Source organism: Bacillus methanolicus (genome assembly GCF_028888695.1).
GTDB lineage: Bacteria > Bacillota > Bacilli > Bacillales > Cytobacillaceae > Bacillus_Z > Bacillus_Z methanolicus_B.
In genome coordinates this window covers 827,716-844,583 of record NZ_PNFF01000001.1, presented here as the reverse complement: position 1 = coordinate 844,583, position 16,868 = coordinate 827,716, and the positions used below count along the sequence as shown (strand labels likewise).

Annotated in this window: 13 protein-coding genes and 1 pseudogene; all 14 read right to left on the bottom strand. The window is 39.9% G+C overall.

Annotation, left to right across the window (positions count from 1 at the left end):
* Nucleotides 1–64 precede the first annotated feature (64 nt).
* Nucleotides 65–2,677: a DNA mismatch repair protein MutS gene (mutS, locus tag C0966_RS04275; protein WP_274853966.1), complete on the bottom strand. Its 2,613-nt coding sequence runs from the start codon at nt 2,675–2,677 to the stop codon at nt 65–67.
* A gap of 297 nt (nt 2,678–2,974) precedes the next feature.
* Entirely contained in the window at nt 2,975–3,391 is a 417-nt protein-coding gene (locus C0966_RS04270; RefSeq protein WP_274855709.1) for a VOC family protein, read from the bottom strand.
* 321 nt (nt 3,392–3,712) lie between these two features.
* Nucleotides 3,713–4,027, bottom strand: a pseudogene (locus C0966_RS18530) (VOC family protein); the annotation flags it as partial.
* A gap of 131 nt (nt 4,028–4,158) precedes the next feature.
* Nucleotides 4,159–4,707, bottom strand: coding sequence for an outer spore coat protein CotE (locus tag C0966_RS04265; RefSeq protein ID WP_274853965.1), 549 nt, complete (start codon nt 4,705–4,707; stop codon nt 4,159–4,161).
* Nucleotides 4,708–4,923: 216 nt separating this feature from the next.
* Nucleotides 4,924–5,352, bottom strand: a complete 429-nt coding sequence (locus C0966_RS04260) for a RicAFT regulatory complex protein RicA family protein (RefSeq protein WP_274853964.1) — start codon at nt 5,350–5,352, stop codon at nt 4,924–4,926.
* A gap of 1 nt (nt 5,353) precedes the next feature.
* Nucleotides 5,354–6,898 carry a tRNA (N6-isopentenyl adenosine(37)-C2)-methylthiotransferase MiaB gene (gene miaB / locus C0966_RS04255; RefSeq protein ID WP_274853963.1) on the bottom strand — a complete coding sequence of 515 codons (1,545 nt, stop codon included), beginning with the start codon at nt 6,896–6,898 and terminating at the stop codon, nt 5,354–5,356.
* Between the two features lie 374 nt (nt 6,899–7,272).
* Nucleotides 7,273–8,139 carry a 2-oxoacid:ferredoxin oxidoreductase subunit beta gene (locus C0966_RS04250; RefSeq protein ID WP_274853962.1) on the bottom strand — a complete coding sequence of 289 codons (867 nt, stop codon included), beginning with the start codon at nt 8,137–8,139 and terminating at the stop codon, nt 7,273–7,275.
* On the bottom strand, nt 8,140–9,873 hold the full coding sequence (locus C0966_RS04245; protein ID WP_274853961.1) for a 2-oxoacid:acceptor oxidoreductase subunit alpha: 1,734 nt from the start codon (nt 9,871–9,873) through the stop codon (nt 8,140–8,142).
* Nucleotides 9,874–10,399: 526 nt separating this feature from the next.
* Complete coding sequence (gene spoVS, locus C0966_RS04240) at nt 10,400–10,660, bottom strand: stage V sporulation protein SpoVS (protein ID WP_003181955.1); 261 nt, start codon at nt 10,658–10,660, stop codon at nt 10,400–10,402.
* Nucleotides 10,661–10,961: 301 nt separating this feature from the next.
* Entirely contained in the window at nt 10,962–11,759 is a 798-nt protein-coding gene (locus C0966_RS04235; protein ID WP_274853960.1) for a TIGR00282 family metallophosphoesterase, read from the bottom strand.
* Nucleotides 11,760–11,844: 85 nt separating this feature from the next.
* The gene (gene rny, locus C0966_RS04230; RefSeq protein WP_274853959.1) at nt 11,845–13,404 is read right to left on the bottom strand and encodes a ribonuclease Y; all 1,560 of its coding nucleotides are present in this window, start codon (nt 13,402–13,404) and stop codon (nt 11,845–11,847) included.
* A gap of 252 nt (nt 13,405–13,656) precedes the next feature.
* Nucleotides 13,657–14,697 (bottom strand): recombinase RecA, encoded by a 1,041-nt coding sequence (gene recA / locus C0966_RS04225; RefSeq protein WP_274853958.1) that lies wholly within the window; start codon nt 14,695–14,697, stop codon nt 13,657–13,659.
* Nucleotides 14,698–14,970: 273 nt separating this feature from the next.
* Nucleotides 14,971–16,221: a competence/damage-inducible protein A gene (locus tag C0966_RS04220; RefSeq protein WP_274853957.1), complete on the bottom strand. Its 1,251-nt coding sequence runs from the start codon at nt 16,219–16,221 to the stop codon at nt 14,971–14,973.
* Between the two features lie 22 nt (nt 16,222–16,243).
* Nucleotides 16,244–16,822, bottom strand: a complete 579-nt coding sequence (gene pgsA, locus C0966_RS04215; RefSeq protein WP_274853956.1) for a CDP-diacylglycerol--glycerol-3-phosphate 3-phosphatidyltransferase — start codon at nt 16,820–16,822, stop codon at nt 16,244–16,246.
* Nucleotides 16,823–16,868 lie beyond the last annotated feature (46 nt).

Here is a 16,868-nt window from a genome sequence, read left to right as displayed (position 1 = left end):
TACATCATCGCCCGAAATACTCTCTCCTGTAAAAATGAGATAACTGCACTTACACCAAAAAATATTACCCTCTTAATTTTTTTTGCAAATCATAAAGAGTATTTAAAGCTTCGAGCGGAGTCATGTCCAATATATTAAGGTCTTTCAAACGGTCAAGTACACGCTTCTCTTTTGAATTGAATTTGTCATGTTTCTTTTTCACTGGTTCATCAAAAAAAGATAGTTGTGTTTCTTCAATAATAGCATTAGGCTCGTTTTCAGTTTGCCGATCGCCGTTTTGGGCGGCAGTCTCGGAATTTTCTTTTTTCTCAAAGGTCTGAAGAATTTCATTTGCCCGGTTTATCAGTTCTTCCGGCAGTTCGGCAAGCTGGGCAACATGAATTCCATAACTTTTGTCAGCCGCGCCTTCTTTAATCTTATGCAAAAAAACGACTTTTCCATTTTGCTCAACGGCACTTACATGTACATTTTTCACCTTTGGCAATTCTTCTTCAAGCACCGTTAATTCGTGATAATGAGTGGAGAATAACGTTTTCGCACCAATTCGGTCATGAATGTATTCAATAATCGCCTGGGCTAATGCCATTCCATCATACGTGGACGTTCCCCGGCCGATCTCATCGAATAAAATCAAGCTGTCCTTGGTGGCATTTGTGATGGCATTCTTCGCTTCGAGCATTTCAACCATAAATGTGCTTTGTCCGGAAATTAAATCATCAGCCGCTCCTATCCTTGTAAATACTTGGTCAAAGATCGGCAGAACAGCTTCTGATGCAGGCACAAAGCAGCCAATTTGCGCTAAAATGGCAGTCAGGGCAATTTGCCTCATGTACGTGCTTTTACCTGACATGTTCGGGCCGGTAATGAGAAGAATTTCTCTGTCGGCATCCATATAGCAATCATTCGGTACATATTCTTGTGCGTTCATGACTTTTTCAACAACCGGATGTCGGCCATCTTTAATGACGATCCGGCGTTCATCGGAAAATGCAGGTCTTGTAAAATGCCGTTCTTCACTTACCGTCGCGAAGCACTGCAGTACATCAAGTTCGCTTACGGTTTTAGCCAGCGCCTGAAGCCTTGGAATATATTCTTTTACATATTCACGCAATTCAACAAATAATTGATACTCTAATTCAATACTTTTTTCCTCAGCCTCTAAAATTAATGTTTCTTTTTCTTTTAATTCAGGAGTAATAAACCTTTCGGCGTTAGCTAATGTTTGCTTCCGTTCATACTGCCCGTCTTTTAAAAGATGAAGATTTGCCTTTGTTACTTCAATGTAATACCCGAATACGCGATTATAGCCAATCTTTAAAGATTTGATGCCGGTTTTTTCCCGTTCCTGCCTTTCAAGCAGCGCAATCCATGTCTTTCCGTTCCTCATGGCGTCCCGGTATTTGTCAAGCTCTTCATTGTAACCGTCTTGAATGATATTTCCTTCTTTTATTGAAACGGGCGGATTTTCGACAAGTGCCCGTTCTAAAATATCGGTCACTTCCTCACATGGGTCAAGGCGGTCTGCAAAATGCTTTGCATTTTCATTTGGCAGCCCGGCGACAATCTCTTTTAAGTGCGGCACCTGGAGCAAGGAACGTTTCAGCTGAATTAAATCTCTTGCATTCACATTGCCAAAGGCGACTCTTCCGGCCAGCCGCTCAAGGTCATACACTTCTTTTAATTTTTCCCTTAGATCCTGGCGTTCAAAATAATGGTTCATTAACGTTTCTACAAACGAAAGTCTTTTTTCAATCGAATCCCGATTGATTAACGGCCTGTCAATCCACTGTTTTAAAAGCCGGCCTCCCATAGCAGTTTTTGTTTCATCAAGCAGCCATAAAAGCGATCCCTTTTTCCCTTTGGAACGAATCGTTTCTGTTAACTCGAGGTTCCTTTTTGAAAAATAATCAATTTTCATATATTGATGCACTTGATAAGCAGAAACAGGCTGCAAATGATCAAGGCTGCGTTTTTGTGTTCGATAAAGATAATTTATTAACCTTGCAAAAGTTTCACGGAGCTTATCATCGTTTAATTCTTCAAACAAATGCTCAAATGATGATTGTACATTCGTATCATCTTCAAAAGAAACGGTAAGGACCGACCTTTCCCGCATTTTTTTCTGAAGTTCTGCATCAAAATTGCTTGAAACGACAACTTCTTTTGCCCCTGACATGGAAAGTTCATTTAAGACTTCTTCAAATCCTCCGGTTAATAAGGTCACTCTGTTTTCCCCGGTGGAAAGGTCATTATAAGCAAAACCGTATGTAAAGTCATCACAGGCGGTTATTGATGCAATAAAGTTGTTTTCTTTTTCATTCAGGGCTCTGCCTTCCATCATCGTTCCGGGTGTAATTAACTGAACGACTTCGCGCTTTACGACTCCCTTTGCTTGTTTTGGATCTTCCGTTTGTTCGCAAATGGCTACCTTATATCCTTTTTCTATTAATTGTTCGATATAACCAGCCGCAGAATGATAAGGAACACCGCACATCGGAATCCGCTCATCACCGCCGCCATCTCTGCTCGTTAAAGTGATTTCCAGTTCTTGAGACGCTTTAATCGCATCGTCAAAAAACATTTCATAAAAATCGCCTAAACGAAAAAATAAAAAGGCATCTTGGTAGTCTGCCTTGATTTGTAAGTATTGTTGTATCATCGGCGTATAAGTTGCCATAATATCCCCCAATATTCTAATCTATCAATACTTTTTTACATCAATCCATTATAGCATAAAGCAAAAAATCCTTCAGGGGACGGGTTCAAATCGTAATTTTGTAAAAAGACGAAATAATCTTGGAAAAAGACAAGATATTATTGGGAAAATCCATAATATTTTTGTAAAAAATCAAGAAATTATTGAAAAAAACAAAATAATTTTGGATAAACGAAAATACGAGCAGTCGCGTACTTACAACCTTCAAAAAGAAAAACCAGGAAGCATCACCTCCCAGTTTATTCCTTCTAATGTTATCTATATACCTGTTGTGTTCATTAATACGATCCTCCAGCCGTCAGGGTCCTCGAATGTCACTCCGCCTCTTCCCCAATACGGATTTTCCGGCTCTACTTCTTGATGACCCATCGCTTTTATTCGTGCTGCAATTTTGTCCCGCTCAAATCGATTTGGAATGTAGAAAACGAGCAAATGCTCTTTAGTGGGAGTTGGCAAAACTGTATTGGTTTCATGCTGTGTAAACTCAAGGTGATAAGGATAATCCGGCAAGCCGAGCATAATGCCATCATAGCCTTCATGATTGCGGAATTCTCCAATCTTTTTAAGCCCCACCCCTTTTTCATAAAACTCTACAAGCTTATCGAGTTGATTTGTTGGCCGTGCAATCCGGAATTGAACAGCGGGGACTGTCTTATTCCATTCTTTTTTTACGATTACCTCATATGGATATTCTTCATGTTTAAAACGGGCTTCCTGTTCTCCGGAAACAACAAGCTTAATTGGATGAATTTCAGCAACTCTTTCAGTTGGGTACCAATGCCTGCCTTCTTTTACGATCACAAAAACACCAGCTGAATCCCCAAAAAATGCGAAGTTTTCCGAATCTTCATTTTGCACATCCTGTATGTAAGCTGATAAATACTCTTGCATCTTTTTTACATTTTTGACCGGCCATCCGATTTCGCCAATATCATGCCAGCCTTTTTCATTATAATTTTCTCCCCATGAAAATGTTCTTTCAAACATTTCTAAAATATTTCCGTCCGGGTCGACAAAGTAACACTGTTTCCCGCCCCAAAACAAACTGCGTTCACCTTCTTCATTTGGAAGAAGCAAGCCGTTTTCTGCAAGGCGCTTATAAATGTCTTCAAAGTATTGGCTCCCTGTTCGGAAGCAAACATGGTAAGAAGGCATAAACAAGCTTTTTTCAAAAATTAATTTAGTTGTTCCTGCCATTACGGCAAAATGCCCGTCGCCTTCCACAATTGACTCCATTCCCAGCGTTTCAGTGTAAAATTTCTTCATTTTTTCTAAATGAAAGCATTTTAATTGAACTTGATAGATTTTCAACTTTAACCTCCCCTTTCCGATAAATTTATTTTAATAATAAATTCATTTATTCTGTTCGGTCAAAAGTAAAGACGCTCGTCCGATCTTTCGTTAAAAGAAAAACTAGGAAGCATAACCTCCCTAGCTTATTCCTACTCTTCTTCATTTCCAACTAGGAAATCAGGATTTAACTCTTCGAATTCTTCATCGTCAACATCTAATCCCCAGTCGTCGTCATCATCGCTTTTGACCTTATCAGGGTGAACTTCGACACATACTTTTGTTTCGCCGATCACCTCACAAAGAAATTCTCTTTCCGCATTGACAATGATTTTGTTGCCGTTTGGTGAAATTACAACTTCAATGCAATTTGGCTGCTGAAGAACGCGGGCGAATACATCTTGATCATCCAAACTGTCAGGATCGCGGTATTTTAATTTCATTACATCCGTATATTTGACTCGTTCAGTAGCTACGTCCGTTTTTGTATTATCAAGATAAGAATACCAAACGTTAATGTCATACGAGCCGCTTACTTCTACAGTATTCCCGACCTTTTTCGCATCGTACTTATGGTTTATAATCCAACCGCCCAGTATACTGGATGGTTGGTGAGCCGGGCTGATCGTATGATTGGACTGAGTAAATTTTCGTCCTTTCGCAACGACCGCTTTCGTGATTATCTCTCTAAATTCTCCCATTGCGAGCGAACCCTCCTCATTCATTTTCACTTCATGGTATGCGGGTCATTAGACTAGTGTGATTATAATTTTTCAATAGAATCAAGTTATCTAACTTAGTGCGATATACTTCATTCTATGCATTTACCCAGTGACTTGTGATTTTGCAAAAATGAATGCAAAGAGGTTGCCGCAAATAAAAAAAGAGCCGCTCTAGCTGAGCCGGCTCTTTTCTTATTAATGATGGCAGTGATTGCTGTTCCGGACTTGCGCGCCTGTTTCACCGCGCAAAACATCACCGCCGGTTGAAATAATAATTTCATCCGTTACCGTGTTTGAGATGGTAGTTGCAATCATTTGAAGCAATTCATTTACCTCAACTTGAGACTGCTTGAATTCCTGAACAATCGGAATTTCATCTAGCTGACGTTCAAGCTCTTCAATTTTTTCTTCCACTTTCTTTAAAGCTTCAGGTTTACCGTAATGTTGGAGGTTAACTGCTTGTTTCTGCAAGCCTTTAATATCCGCAATTAATGTCCGGACCTTTTCATTTTCATGAATTTGCGCCTCTGCGCGTTTGAAAAAATCAACTTCCTCTGTTTCAGCGATCATTTTTGCAATTTCTTTTGCACGAGCAATGATCTCTTCTTTTGTATATTTTGCCACCTTATTTCACCTCAGCCAGTTCTAATTCTTCCACCATTTCACCGTTTAAGGACCATGTTTTTGCTTCTGTAATTTTTACTTTTACAATTTTACCAATTGCTGATTTAGGACCTGTAAAGTTTACAAGTTTGTTTTTGCTCGTATATCCTGCTAATACATCCGGATTGTTTTTACTCTCACCTTCAACGAGAACTTCAACGATTTGGCCTTGATATTTCTTCATCGCTTCGGCTGAAAGCTCATTAACAAGGGCGTTTAACCGCTGTAATCGTTCCTTTTTCACTTCCATTGGAACGTTATCCTGCATTTTTGCAGCCGGAGTTCCTTCACGTGGAGAGTAAATAAATGTATAAGCAGATTCAAAACCTACTTCACGGTAAAGGGATAATGTCTCTTCAAATTGTTCCTCTGTTTCATTCGGATACCCAACAATAATATCAGTTGTCAACGCAACATCCGGAATCGCAGCTTTGATTTTGCGGACTAATTCAAGATACTCTTCACGTGTATATTTCCGTGCCATAATTTTTAATACATCCGTAGAGCCGGATTGTACCGGTAAATGAATATGCGGCATCAAGTTTCCGCCTTTTGCCAGCACTTCAATCAAGTGGTCATCGAAGTCACGCGGATGGCTTGTTGTAAAACGGACACGTGGTATATCAATTTTGCGGATTTCTTCCATCAAATCACCAAGACCATACTTCATATCGGTAAAATCTTTACCATACGCATTGACATTTTGTCCAAGAAGCGTAATTTCTTTATATCCTTGTGCAGCAAGATGTCGGACTTCCTGAATAATGTCTTCCGGACGGCGGCTCCGTTCTTTTCCGCGAGTATATGGAACAATACAGTACGTACAGAATTTATCACAGCCGTACATAATGTTTACCCATGCCTTAATATTTCCGCGGCGGACTTTCGGAAGGTTTTCGATAATGTCTCCTTCTTTAGACCAAACTTCGACAACCATTTCTTTGGACATATATGCCTCATGTAAAATATTTGGCAGGCGGTGGATGTTATGGGTTCCAAAGATCATGTCCACATATTGATATTGTTTAAGAATTTTGTTTACAACTGATTCTTCTTGGGACATACAGCCGCATACACCAAGAAGCAAGTCCGGTTTTTCCATTTTTAGAGCCTTTAAATGGCCAATTTCCCCAAATACTTTGTTTTCCGCATTTTCACGAATCGCACACGTATTCAGAAGAATCACGTTCGCATCTTCAGGGTTGTCTGTCGGCTCATAGCCAAGCCCCATAAAAATGCCTGCCATCACTTCTGTATCATGCTCATTCATCTGGCAGCCATAAGTACGAATGTAAAACTTCCGATCTTTGCCCATCCCTTTGAATTCTTCAGGGATCGCAAAATCTTTATGATACTTAACTTCTTCTTTCCCGCGTTTTTTTGCATCTTTCAGGGAAGGCGGCATGTAAACAGCTTGGAAATATTTACTGTAATCCTTTTCGGATTTTTTGTCCGAAGGATTTGCTGTTTTAACTTGCTGCCCTTCTAAACGCTGTTGTTCATTCATCTTGTCATTCCCCTTTCTTTTTTTAAAAAAATGAAATAAATACTTCTGTCTGATCAATTATTAGAAATCTATCTCTTTCTTTGTAAAACTAAAGAAAGAAACCGAACAGCCTGAATGCTGCACATTACTATAGTATAAAGCTTTGACTTTGTTAAAACAATAGTGGAAGCCAGGTAAGCCTTCATTATAAAATAAAATTCATTTTTTGTTAACACGCTTAAAGCTTTCAAATGTAAATAAGCAAAAAAAATCGGGCTGACTCATAAGCAAAGGGTCAGACCCCCCCAATACAACATATAGACAAATTATTAATACCTTCTATATATTGTTATTGTTTGAGGGAGTCAGACCCTTATGAGCCAGCCTGTTTGTTATTACATAAATTCAGCCACTAATTTATCAAATTGTTCTTGATCCAATTGTAAATCAGCATGTGCAAGCGGTGTTTCCTTGTAGCCGGGTACAAGTTCCTGATAAGACTTGCGCTCTGTATCCTGATAAATCAAACCTGTAACAAGACCATTATGTTTCATTAACGTTTGCATTGCCATTTCGCGGTTAGAAGGGTCATAGCCTTCAATATCACTCAGCTTAGTTAAATTTTCTTTAAACCAATCGTATGTGTTCACTTTATTATAAGTTACACATGGACTGAAAACATTGATAAAAGAGAAACCTTCATGTTTAATGCCGGCTTCAATTAATGCAGTTAAATCTTTCAAATCTGTTGAGAAACTTTGAGCAACAAATGTTGCTCCTGCTGTCAACGCTAATTCCATTGGGGAAATAGCCTGTTCAATGGATCCTTCGGGTGTAGATTTCGTTTTAAAACCTGCAGCAGAACGAGGGGAAGTCTGTCCCTTTGTTAAGCCGTATATTTGGTTATCCATTACAATATAAGTTATATCAATATTGCGGCGAATTGCATGTACAGTGTGGCCCATTCCAATCGCGAAGCCATCTCCGTCTCCTCCGGAAGCAATAACTGTTAATTCACGGTTCGCCATTTTTAATCCTTGGGCAATTGGAAGTGCACGGCCATGAATACCGTGGAATCCGTAAGAATTAATGTACCCTGAAATACGTCCTGAACATCCGATACCAGAAACAATAGCTAAGTTTTCAGGCTCTAATCCTACATTGGCTGCTGCACGCTGAATAGCCGCTTGTACGGAGAAGTCACCGCATCCAGGACACCAGTTTGGTTTCACATTATTTCGAAAATCTTTAAATGTTGCCATTTAAAACAACTCCTTGCATTTTGTGTGGATTTCATGCGGCAAGAACGGATTTCCGTCGTACTTTAACAGTTTTGTAATCTTTTCTGCATGGCCGACGTTCATCTTCAGTATATTTGCCAACTGTCCGGTTGCATTATTTTCCACAACAACAATTTTCTTTGCAGATTTTACTAAAGGCATCATCTCATCAGTCGGGAACGGATGGATTAAGCGAATATGGGCATGGTTTGTTTTAATTCCGTCCTTTTCCAAACGCACCATTGCTTCTTCTATTGCTCCCCGTGTGGAGATAAAACCTACTATTAAAAGATCTGCTTCTTCATGCGGAGCATTCTTATAAACTGGTGTTTTAAATTTAATATTTTCAATTTTTCGTAACCGCTTACTCATTTGTACAATGCGGTTTTCAGCAGCCTCTGACGGTTTTCCTGTTTCATCGTGTTCAACACCGGTTACGTGATGAATACCGTTTTTCATTCCCGGTATGACCCGAGGTGAGATGCCGTCTTCAGTAACTTCATATCGCTTGAAGTATCCTTTGTTTTCAATTTCAGGAAGTTCTTCTGTTATCAACTTTCCACGGCGGATTTCTACTTTATCAATATCAAGCGGTTCTACTGTTTGCTTCCCTAAAGACAATTGAAGATCTGATAATACGATCACAGGGCACTGATATTCTTCAGCGAGGTTTAATGCTTCTGCTGTATCATAAAAAGCTTCTTCAACTGTACTTGGTGCAATAACAATTTTCGGAATTTCCCCATGAGTACCGTAAATCACAGCCATCAAATCTGATTGTTCTTGTTTTGTAGGAAGTCCGGTTGATGGACCGCCGCGTTGGGTATCAATAATAACAAGCGGAGTTTCTGTAATACCTGATAAACCGATTGCTTCCATTTTTAATGAAAGACCTGGACCAGCTGAAGCAGTAATCGCACGGACCCCGCCGTAGTTTGCACCAATCGCCATTGTTACAGCAGCAATTTCATCTTCCGTTTGAATAACTGTACCGCCCAATGCCGGCAATTTTTTAATTAAGTATTCCATAATTTCAGATGCCGGAGTGATCGGATATGCTGCCATAAAGCGACAGCCGCCCGCAAGCGCACCTAATGCAATTGCATCATTTCCAATCATAAACATACGTTTTTTTCCGTCTGCTTTTTCAAGCTGCATTTTTTGAATGCTGCCAAGCTTTTGTTTCATAAAATCAAACCCGGCCCGAATTGCTTCCATGTTCTTTTCAACAACTTGCTGGCCTTTTCGTCCGAAAATCTCTTGCACAACTTCTTCAAATACTGTAATATCGAGGTCTAAAATGGCAGAAGTTGCGCCGATGGCAACCATGTTTTTCATAAGGGATGTACCTAGTTCTGTTGCAATATCAGTAAATGGAACCGCATACAAAACTGCTTTTGTATCATCAGGCTGTTTCGGATTGAATTTAGCATCTGCAATGATAATCCCGTCGTCATGTAATTCTTTGTAGTTTACATCGATCGTTTCTTGGTCAAATGCAACGAGGATGTCTAAATCATCCGAAATCGACCGAACTTGAGTTGTACTAACCCGGATTTTATTGTTTGTATGGCCGCCTTTAATCCGTGATGAGAAGTGGCGATACCCATACAAATAGTAACCTAATCGATTTAGTGCAATGGAAAATATTTCTCCTGTGCTTTCTATTCCTTCCCCTTGTTGTCCGCCAACTTTCCAAGAAAGTTGATTAATCATGACTTACACCCCTTTAGATACGTAAAAAAATATGTAGAAAAATTTTATTTTGATTAGAGCAGCACTTATCCAAGTAAATCACTGGGAATTAACCTTTCTCCACGTGAATAGGTTAAGACTTGATTTTTGGATAGGTATTAAACGCTTTCAATTCTAGACCTAAGCGGTAAAAAAAGCAACCCTTTCCGGCTAATTATTGACGAAAATATGAATTTTTTTTTATTTTTAAAAATATACTCCTTAAGTTGTATTTTCATTGACAATTTTAATAACTTGTATGACTATAATTTTCTTCAATAAACAAGAATGAGTTTTACTTCTAACTCTAACTTGGAAATAGGTTTCATTTGAAAGATAACTAACATAATAAGGCGGTGGAGCGAAGCCAGACACTAAATATTTACAAGACCAAATAAGTATCTTGCTAAAGGTAAGTTGCCATTTCTATCTTTGTTAGCGTAGCTCCGCCCCTTTTCAACAGAAAAAGAACCTGTTTGCAAATTAAGCAAACAGGCAGAATTATTTTTCACCGAGGTTCTACAATTAATTTTATCGCCGTGCGTTCTTCGCCGTCGATCTGAATATCGGTAAATGCGGGGATGCAAATTAAATCAACTCCGCTAGGTGCGACAAATCCTCTTGCAATTGCTACTGCCTTAACGGCTTGATTTAATGCACCCGCACCTATTGCCTGAATCTCCGCAGCGCCTCTCTCACGCAGAACACCGGCAAGCGCACCAGCTACAGAATTAGGATTAGACTTTGCTGAAACTTTTAATATTTCCATTCCTAGCTCCTCCTTATTTCATCCCGACCCGCAAAATTATTCCATAAAATTGATACTCATCAAGCCATACTGTGAGTTTTTTAATTCTCACTTAGGCGAAAGGATCATTCGGGCTTTAAAAGCCGATTTTGGTTTTGTCAATAACGCGGGAACTTTATCAGCCGTATATACGGGATATATCTATCCATTGCTACTATATTCACCCGTTAATTAACATATTCCGGCTCGGACAAAAAAAGGAAATCTACAAGCTATTTTACAAGGAACTAGAAAGTAAATAATACAACGCTTTCAAACGTACTTAAGAAAAAAACGGATGATCGTCATTAATTAAAATTCTTTGTATCTTTTCAGCTTTGCCATTTTTATTGTCTATATCAATTAGGACTGCATTGAGCTGCACCCGTCCTCTTTTTGGCACTTCAAAACGAACAGGCAGACTTGTGAGAAACTTTTTAATTACCGCTTCTTTTTCTACACCTAAAATTTCATCATAAGGGCCTGTCATGCCTACATCGGTTAAATAAGCAGTTCCCCCGGGCAGTATCCGTTCATCACCCGTCTGGACATGTGTATGGGTACCGACAACTGCAGATACCCTTCCGTCTAAATACCAGCCCATCGCTTGTTTTTCGCTTGTCGCCTCTGCATGGAAATCGACAAAAATGATGGGTGTCCTGCGCTTTGCCTCTTCAATCAATTGATCGGCCTTCATAAAGGGGCAATCAATTGCAGGCATAAATGTGCGGCCTTGAAGACTTATTACGGCTACTTCTTCCTGATTAACTTTTAAGTAAACAATTCCAGTACCTAGAGTTGCATCAGGAAAATTAGCAGGCCTCACGATGTATTTCGCATCATTGATGAAATCAAAGATTTCCCGATTATGCCATGTATGATTACCTAATGTAACAGCTTGGGCCCCATACTCTAAAAATTGACGGTAAATTTTTTCTGTAATTCCTTTACCGCCGGCTGCATTTTCACCATTTACAATTGTTAAATTTGGACGATATTTTTCTTTTAGCTTGCCTAAATACTCACTAACCATTTCTCTTCCAAGCGACCCGACAACATCGCCTACAAACAGTATTCTCATTCCCTTGCCCTTTCTAATAAAAATGTTTGATTAGAATATTGTATCATTATTAAAGATAAAATAAAGCGGTGCATTTTGCACCGCTTTATTTTGCATATTCAACAGCCCTTGTTTCACGAATCACCGTAACTTTTATGTGGCCTGGATAATCAAGCTCTTCTTCAATTCTTTTACGAATGTCTCTTGCCAATCGATGAGCTTCAAGATCATCAATTTGTTCCGGCTTAACCATAATCCGAACCTCGCGGCCTGCTTGAACTGCAAATGATTTCTCCACACCTTCGTATGATTCAGAAATCTCTTCAAGCTTTTCTAGGCGTCGAATATAGTTTTCAAGCGTTTCACTGCGTGCTCCAGGTCTTGCTGCTGATAACGCATCAGCGGCTGCCACTAAAACAGCAATGATTGACGTAGGTTCAGTGTCGCCGTGGTGTGAAGCAATACTGTTAATCACAACAGGATGTTCCTTGTACTTCGTTGCAAGTTCCACTCCTATTTCAACATGGCTTCCTTCTACTTCATGGTCAATTGCTTTACCGATGTCATGAAGCAGTCCTGCACGGCGTGCTAAAGTTTCGTCTTCACCAAGCTCAGCTGCCAGCAGTCCTGAAAGCTGAGCAACTTCCATTGAATGTTTTAACACATTTTGGCCGTAACTTGTACGGTATTTCAAGCGGCCAAGAATTTTAATTAAATCCGGATGGAGCCCGTGAACACCGACATCAAATGTAGTTTGTTCACCAATTTCACGGATATGTTCATCCACCTCACGCCGGGCTTTTTCTACCATTTCCTCGATTCGTGCAGGGTGAATGCGTCCGTCTTGTACAAGCTTGTCTAATGCTAAACGAGCTGTTTCACGGCGTATAGGGTCAAAACCTGATAATATTACGGCTTCAGGAGTATCATCAATGATAAGGTCAATACCAGTCAACGTTTCAAGAGTTCTGATATTTCTTCCTTCACGGCCAATAATCCGGCCCTTCATTTCATCATTTGGAAGGTTCACAACTGATACAGTTGTCTCAGCGACATGATCTGCTGCACATCTTTGTATAGCCAGTGACAAGATTTCTTTTGCTTTCTTGTCAGCCTCTTCCTTTGCTCGAATTTCGCTTTCTTTTATCATCATCGCAATTTCGTGAGACAATTCGTTCTCAACGCGTTCCAAAATGATTGATTTTGCCTCTTCCCGTGTCAAGCTCGAGATACGTTCAAGTTCAGCTTGCTGTGCTCGTACCATCTCGTCCACTTTGCTTTCCATCTCTTCAATATGCTGTTGTCTTTTATTAAGGGAATCCTCTTTCTTTTCTAAAAGGGCTTCACGTTTGTCTAACGTTTCGTCCTTCCGATCAAGATTCTCTTCTTTTTGCAGTAAACGGTTTTCTTGTTTTTGCAGTTCAATTCTTCGTTCTTTAACCTCACGTTCAGCTTCAGTACGAAGCTTGTGAATTTCATCCTTTGCCTCCAACAAAGCTTCTTTCTTTAATGCATCTGCTTGACGCCTGGCATCTTCCAGGATCTGTTCAGCTGCATTTTTTGCGCCTGTTATCTTTGCTTCAGCAATGGATTTACGAATGAAATAGCCAACAACTGCACCGACGAATAGGCCAAGCAAAATGGAGATGATCGTAATGGGTTCCATCGTTTCACCTCCTCTTGCTATGAACTTTTGTTACTTTTTTAAGTGTCGGCATGTACATTGTTTTTAACATCAACATACAGCGCTAGGGCTTTTAAACATTTTATGACTTAAAAAGTGAAAAATATACAAGACTAATTGTAAAGCTGTGAATTTTTATTGTCAAGGGTTTGTCCTTGCGGGATCTATATTTATTTGTTAAACTTTGTAAGTTTATCAAAAAAAGCAAAGCTTTCACAGCTTTGCTTTTACAAATTAATCCAACAGGTCAAATTCTTCCTGTTCTTCCGGTTCGGTTATTGTTTTTATTTCATCAAGGCCAAAGTGCTCCCTGATTTTTTGCTGGATCTCGTTGCGAAGTTCCACATTTTCTTTCAAATATTGTTTTGCATTCTCGCGGCCCTGACCTAGGCGCTCATCATTGTACGAATACCAGGATCCGCTCTTCTGGATAATATCCAATTCGGAACCCATATCAATGATTTCGCCCTCTTTTGAAATACCTTCCCCGTACATAATATCAACTTCTGCTGTACGGAATGGAGGAGCTACTTTATTTTTCACAACTTTTATTTTTGTTTTATTCCCAACCATGTCATTGCCTTGCTTTAATTGTTCAGCACGGCGCACTTCCAGACGGATCGTAGAATAGAACTTTAGCGCGCGTCCGCCCGGAGTGGTTTCCGGGTTGCCGAACATAACTCCTACTTTCTCGCGGATTTGGTTAATAAAGATTGCAATTGTTTTCGACTTATTAATGGCACCTGACAGCTTGCGCAGTGCTTGGGACATAAGGCGGGCCTGGAGACCGACATGAGAATCCCCCATTTCTCCTTCAATCTCCGCTTTTGGAACAAGCGCAGCAACAGAATCAATAACAATGATGTCAACAGCCCCGCTTCTTACTAACGCTTCAGCGATTTCCAATGCCTGCTCCCCTGTATCCGGCTGGGAAAGAAGCAGCTCATCAATATCAACTCCAAGTTTTTGAGCATATATCGGATCAAGGGCATGCTCCGCATCAATAAACGCAGCTTGTCCGCCTTGTGCCTGAACTTCCGCAATCGCATGCAGGGCAACGGTCGTTTTACCTGAACTCTCAGGCCCGTAAATTTCGATAATGCGTCCGCGCGGATATCCGCCTACTCCAAGCGCAGCATCAAGTGCAAGCGAACCGCTGGGCACGGTTGAAATTCTTCGGTCAGTTTGCTCTCCTAGTTTCATAATTGAGCCTTTACCAAATTGTTTTTCTATTTGCTTCAACGCCATTTCTAAGGCTGCTTGACGGTCACTCACGAAAAATTTCCTCCTTTATTCACGAGCAAGAAACTCCTATTACCGGATTATTCTTGTTCGTCTCATCTCAAAATCTATCTCTACTATAACGGTTTTTATAATAATTGTCTAGATAAAAATCGAACATCTATTCGGTAATTTTTTTAGCTATTTTTACACATACAATCTGCTTTTCGTCTAGTAAAAAACTTTTTTGAGAAAAAACGCTATTCTTTTTGCGATTTTTTAGTAATGATCTGATCATTGACAATGACAAAAAAACAGAATGCTTAATCAAGCACTCTGTGATTCTGAAAGTAATTTCAATAAGAAAAAACATCCATATTTAACTGTTTGGGTACGGATTGCATCCCTAGTTCCGGCAAGATTCACCTTTTTTACGAGAGTTGGGCGGCCCTTAATCGAAATTCCAATGAAAACAGTGCCTACCGGTTTTCCTTCTAATTCTTCCGGACCGGCCACTCCAGTAAAGCTGATGCCGATATCGGATTGAAAGATCTTAGCAGCATTTTCTGCTAGCTCAAACGCACAAGCTTCACTGACGACTCCTTCTTTATCTATCGTTTCTTTTTGAACGAGGAGTACGTTCTCTTTCGACTCCCGGGTATAACAAACAACACCGCCTTTTAGAATGTTGACGGATCCGGGAATAGAAGTTAGTTCCTGTTGAAACATCCCTCCAGTTAAACTTTCAGCACACGAAATCGTCAGGCTATTTTGTTTCAAAACCTTCGTAAGTTCATTCATCAAAGTAGTATCGTCATATCCGTATTTATACTCTCCTATACGATCTACGATTAATTTTTCTGTTTCATCAATAAGCTGGAACGCCGTTTCAATTGAACTGTGTTTTGCCGTTAAGCGAAGGGTGACATCCCATTCCGCAGCGAGCGGAGCAATTGTCGGATTGCTTTGCTGATCAATGATATCTTGAACTTTCGCTTCCATCAGAGCCTCGCTAAGTCCAAAAAACCTAATGACTCTTGATACAAGTTTTTCTTGCATGTTCAATTTGCTTAACAGTGCAGGAAGCGCATATTTTGTAAACATCGGCTCCATTTCTTTAGGAGGCCCCGGCAAAAGCATATAAATACGGTTACCCGTGTCAAGCAGCATGCCCGGTGCCATTCCGTGTTCGTTTTTCAACACTTGCGAACCTTTAAGAACCAATGCTTGCTTCCGATTGTTTTCAGTCATTTCCATCCCTGTTTTTACATAAAACTCCTCAATCGACTGAAGAGCATCATCATCCAAGACCAGTTCTGTACCGAGATGAGCCGCAATCGTCTCTTTTGTTAAATCATCTTTCGTCGGACCCAGTCCGCCGGTGAAAATAATGATATCAGAGCGTTTTTCGGCTGTTTCAAGAACAGATTTCAATCGGCCGGGGTTATCCCCGACTACTGCATGGTAAAAAACATTGATTCCGGCATCAGCCAAATGCTTCGATATAAATCGAGCATTTGTGTTTACAATTTGTCCAAGTAATAATTCAGAGCCAACCGCGATTATTTCAGCGTTCATAAAGATTCCCCCATTGTTCATTTTATTTTGAGTTCATAAATACTTGTCTGTTTTTGTAGAAATAATCCCATCCTGACCAAATCGTAAAAAACATGGCAACCCAAAGGGCGATGTCATCAAATGGGATATTCACATATTCAAAAACAGGATTATGTAAAAGCAAAGCTGAAATCGCAATGATTTGTGTCCATGTCTTAATTTTACCGAGCATATTTGCTGCAACTACTTCTCCTTCTCCAGCAAGAACAAGGCGAAGACCTGTAACAGCAAACTCGCGGCTAATGATTATGATAACAATCCAAGAAGCTGCCATTTCTAAATCAACAAGGACGATTAAAGCAGATGACACTAATAGTTTATCAGCGAGAGGATCCAAAAATTTCCCCAGGTTTGTAACCAATTTATATTTACGGGCATAGTAACCATCGATCCAATCCGTTGTAGATGCAACGATAAAAATCAGAGCACCGACAAAATGAGTCACCGGCATTTCAGCCCCAAGGAATTCCATTTCCCCCCAATGAAATTGTGCAAGCATAACAACTAAAAACAAGGGGATAAGAAAGATTCTCGAAATCGTTATTTTATTTGGCAAATTCATTAGGTGACCTCCATTACTGTCCGAAAATTCAAAAAGGAAAAAATAG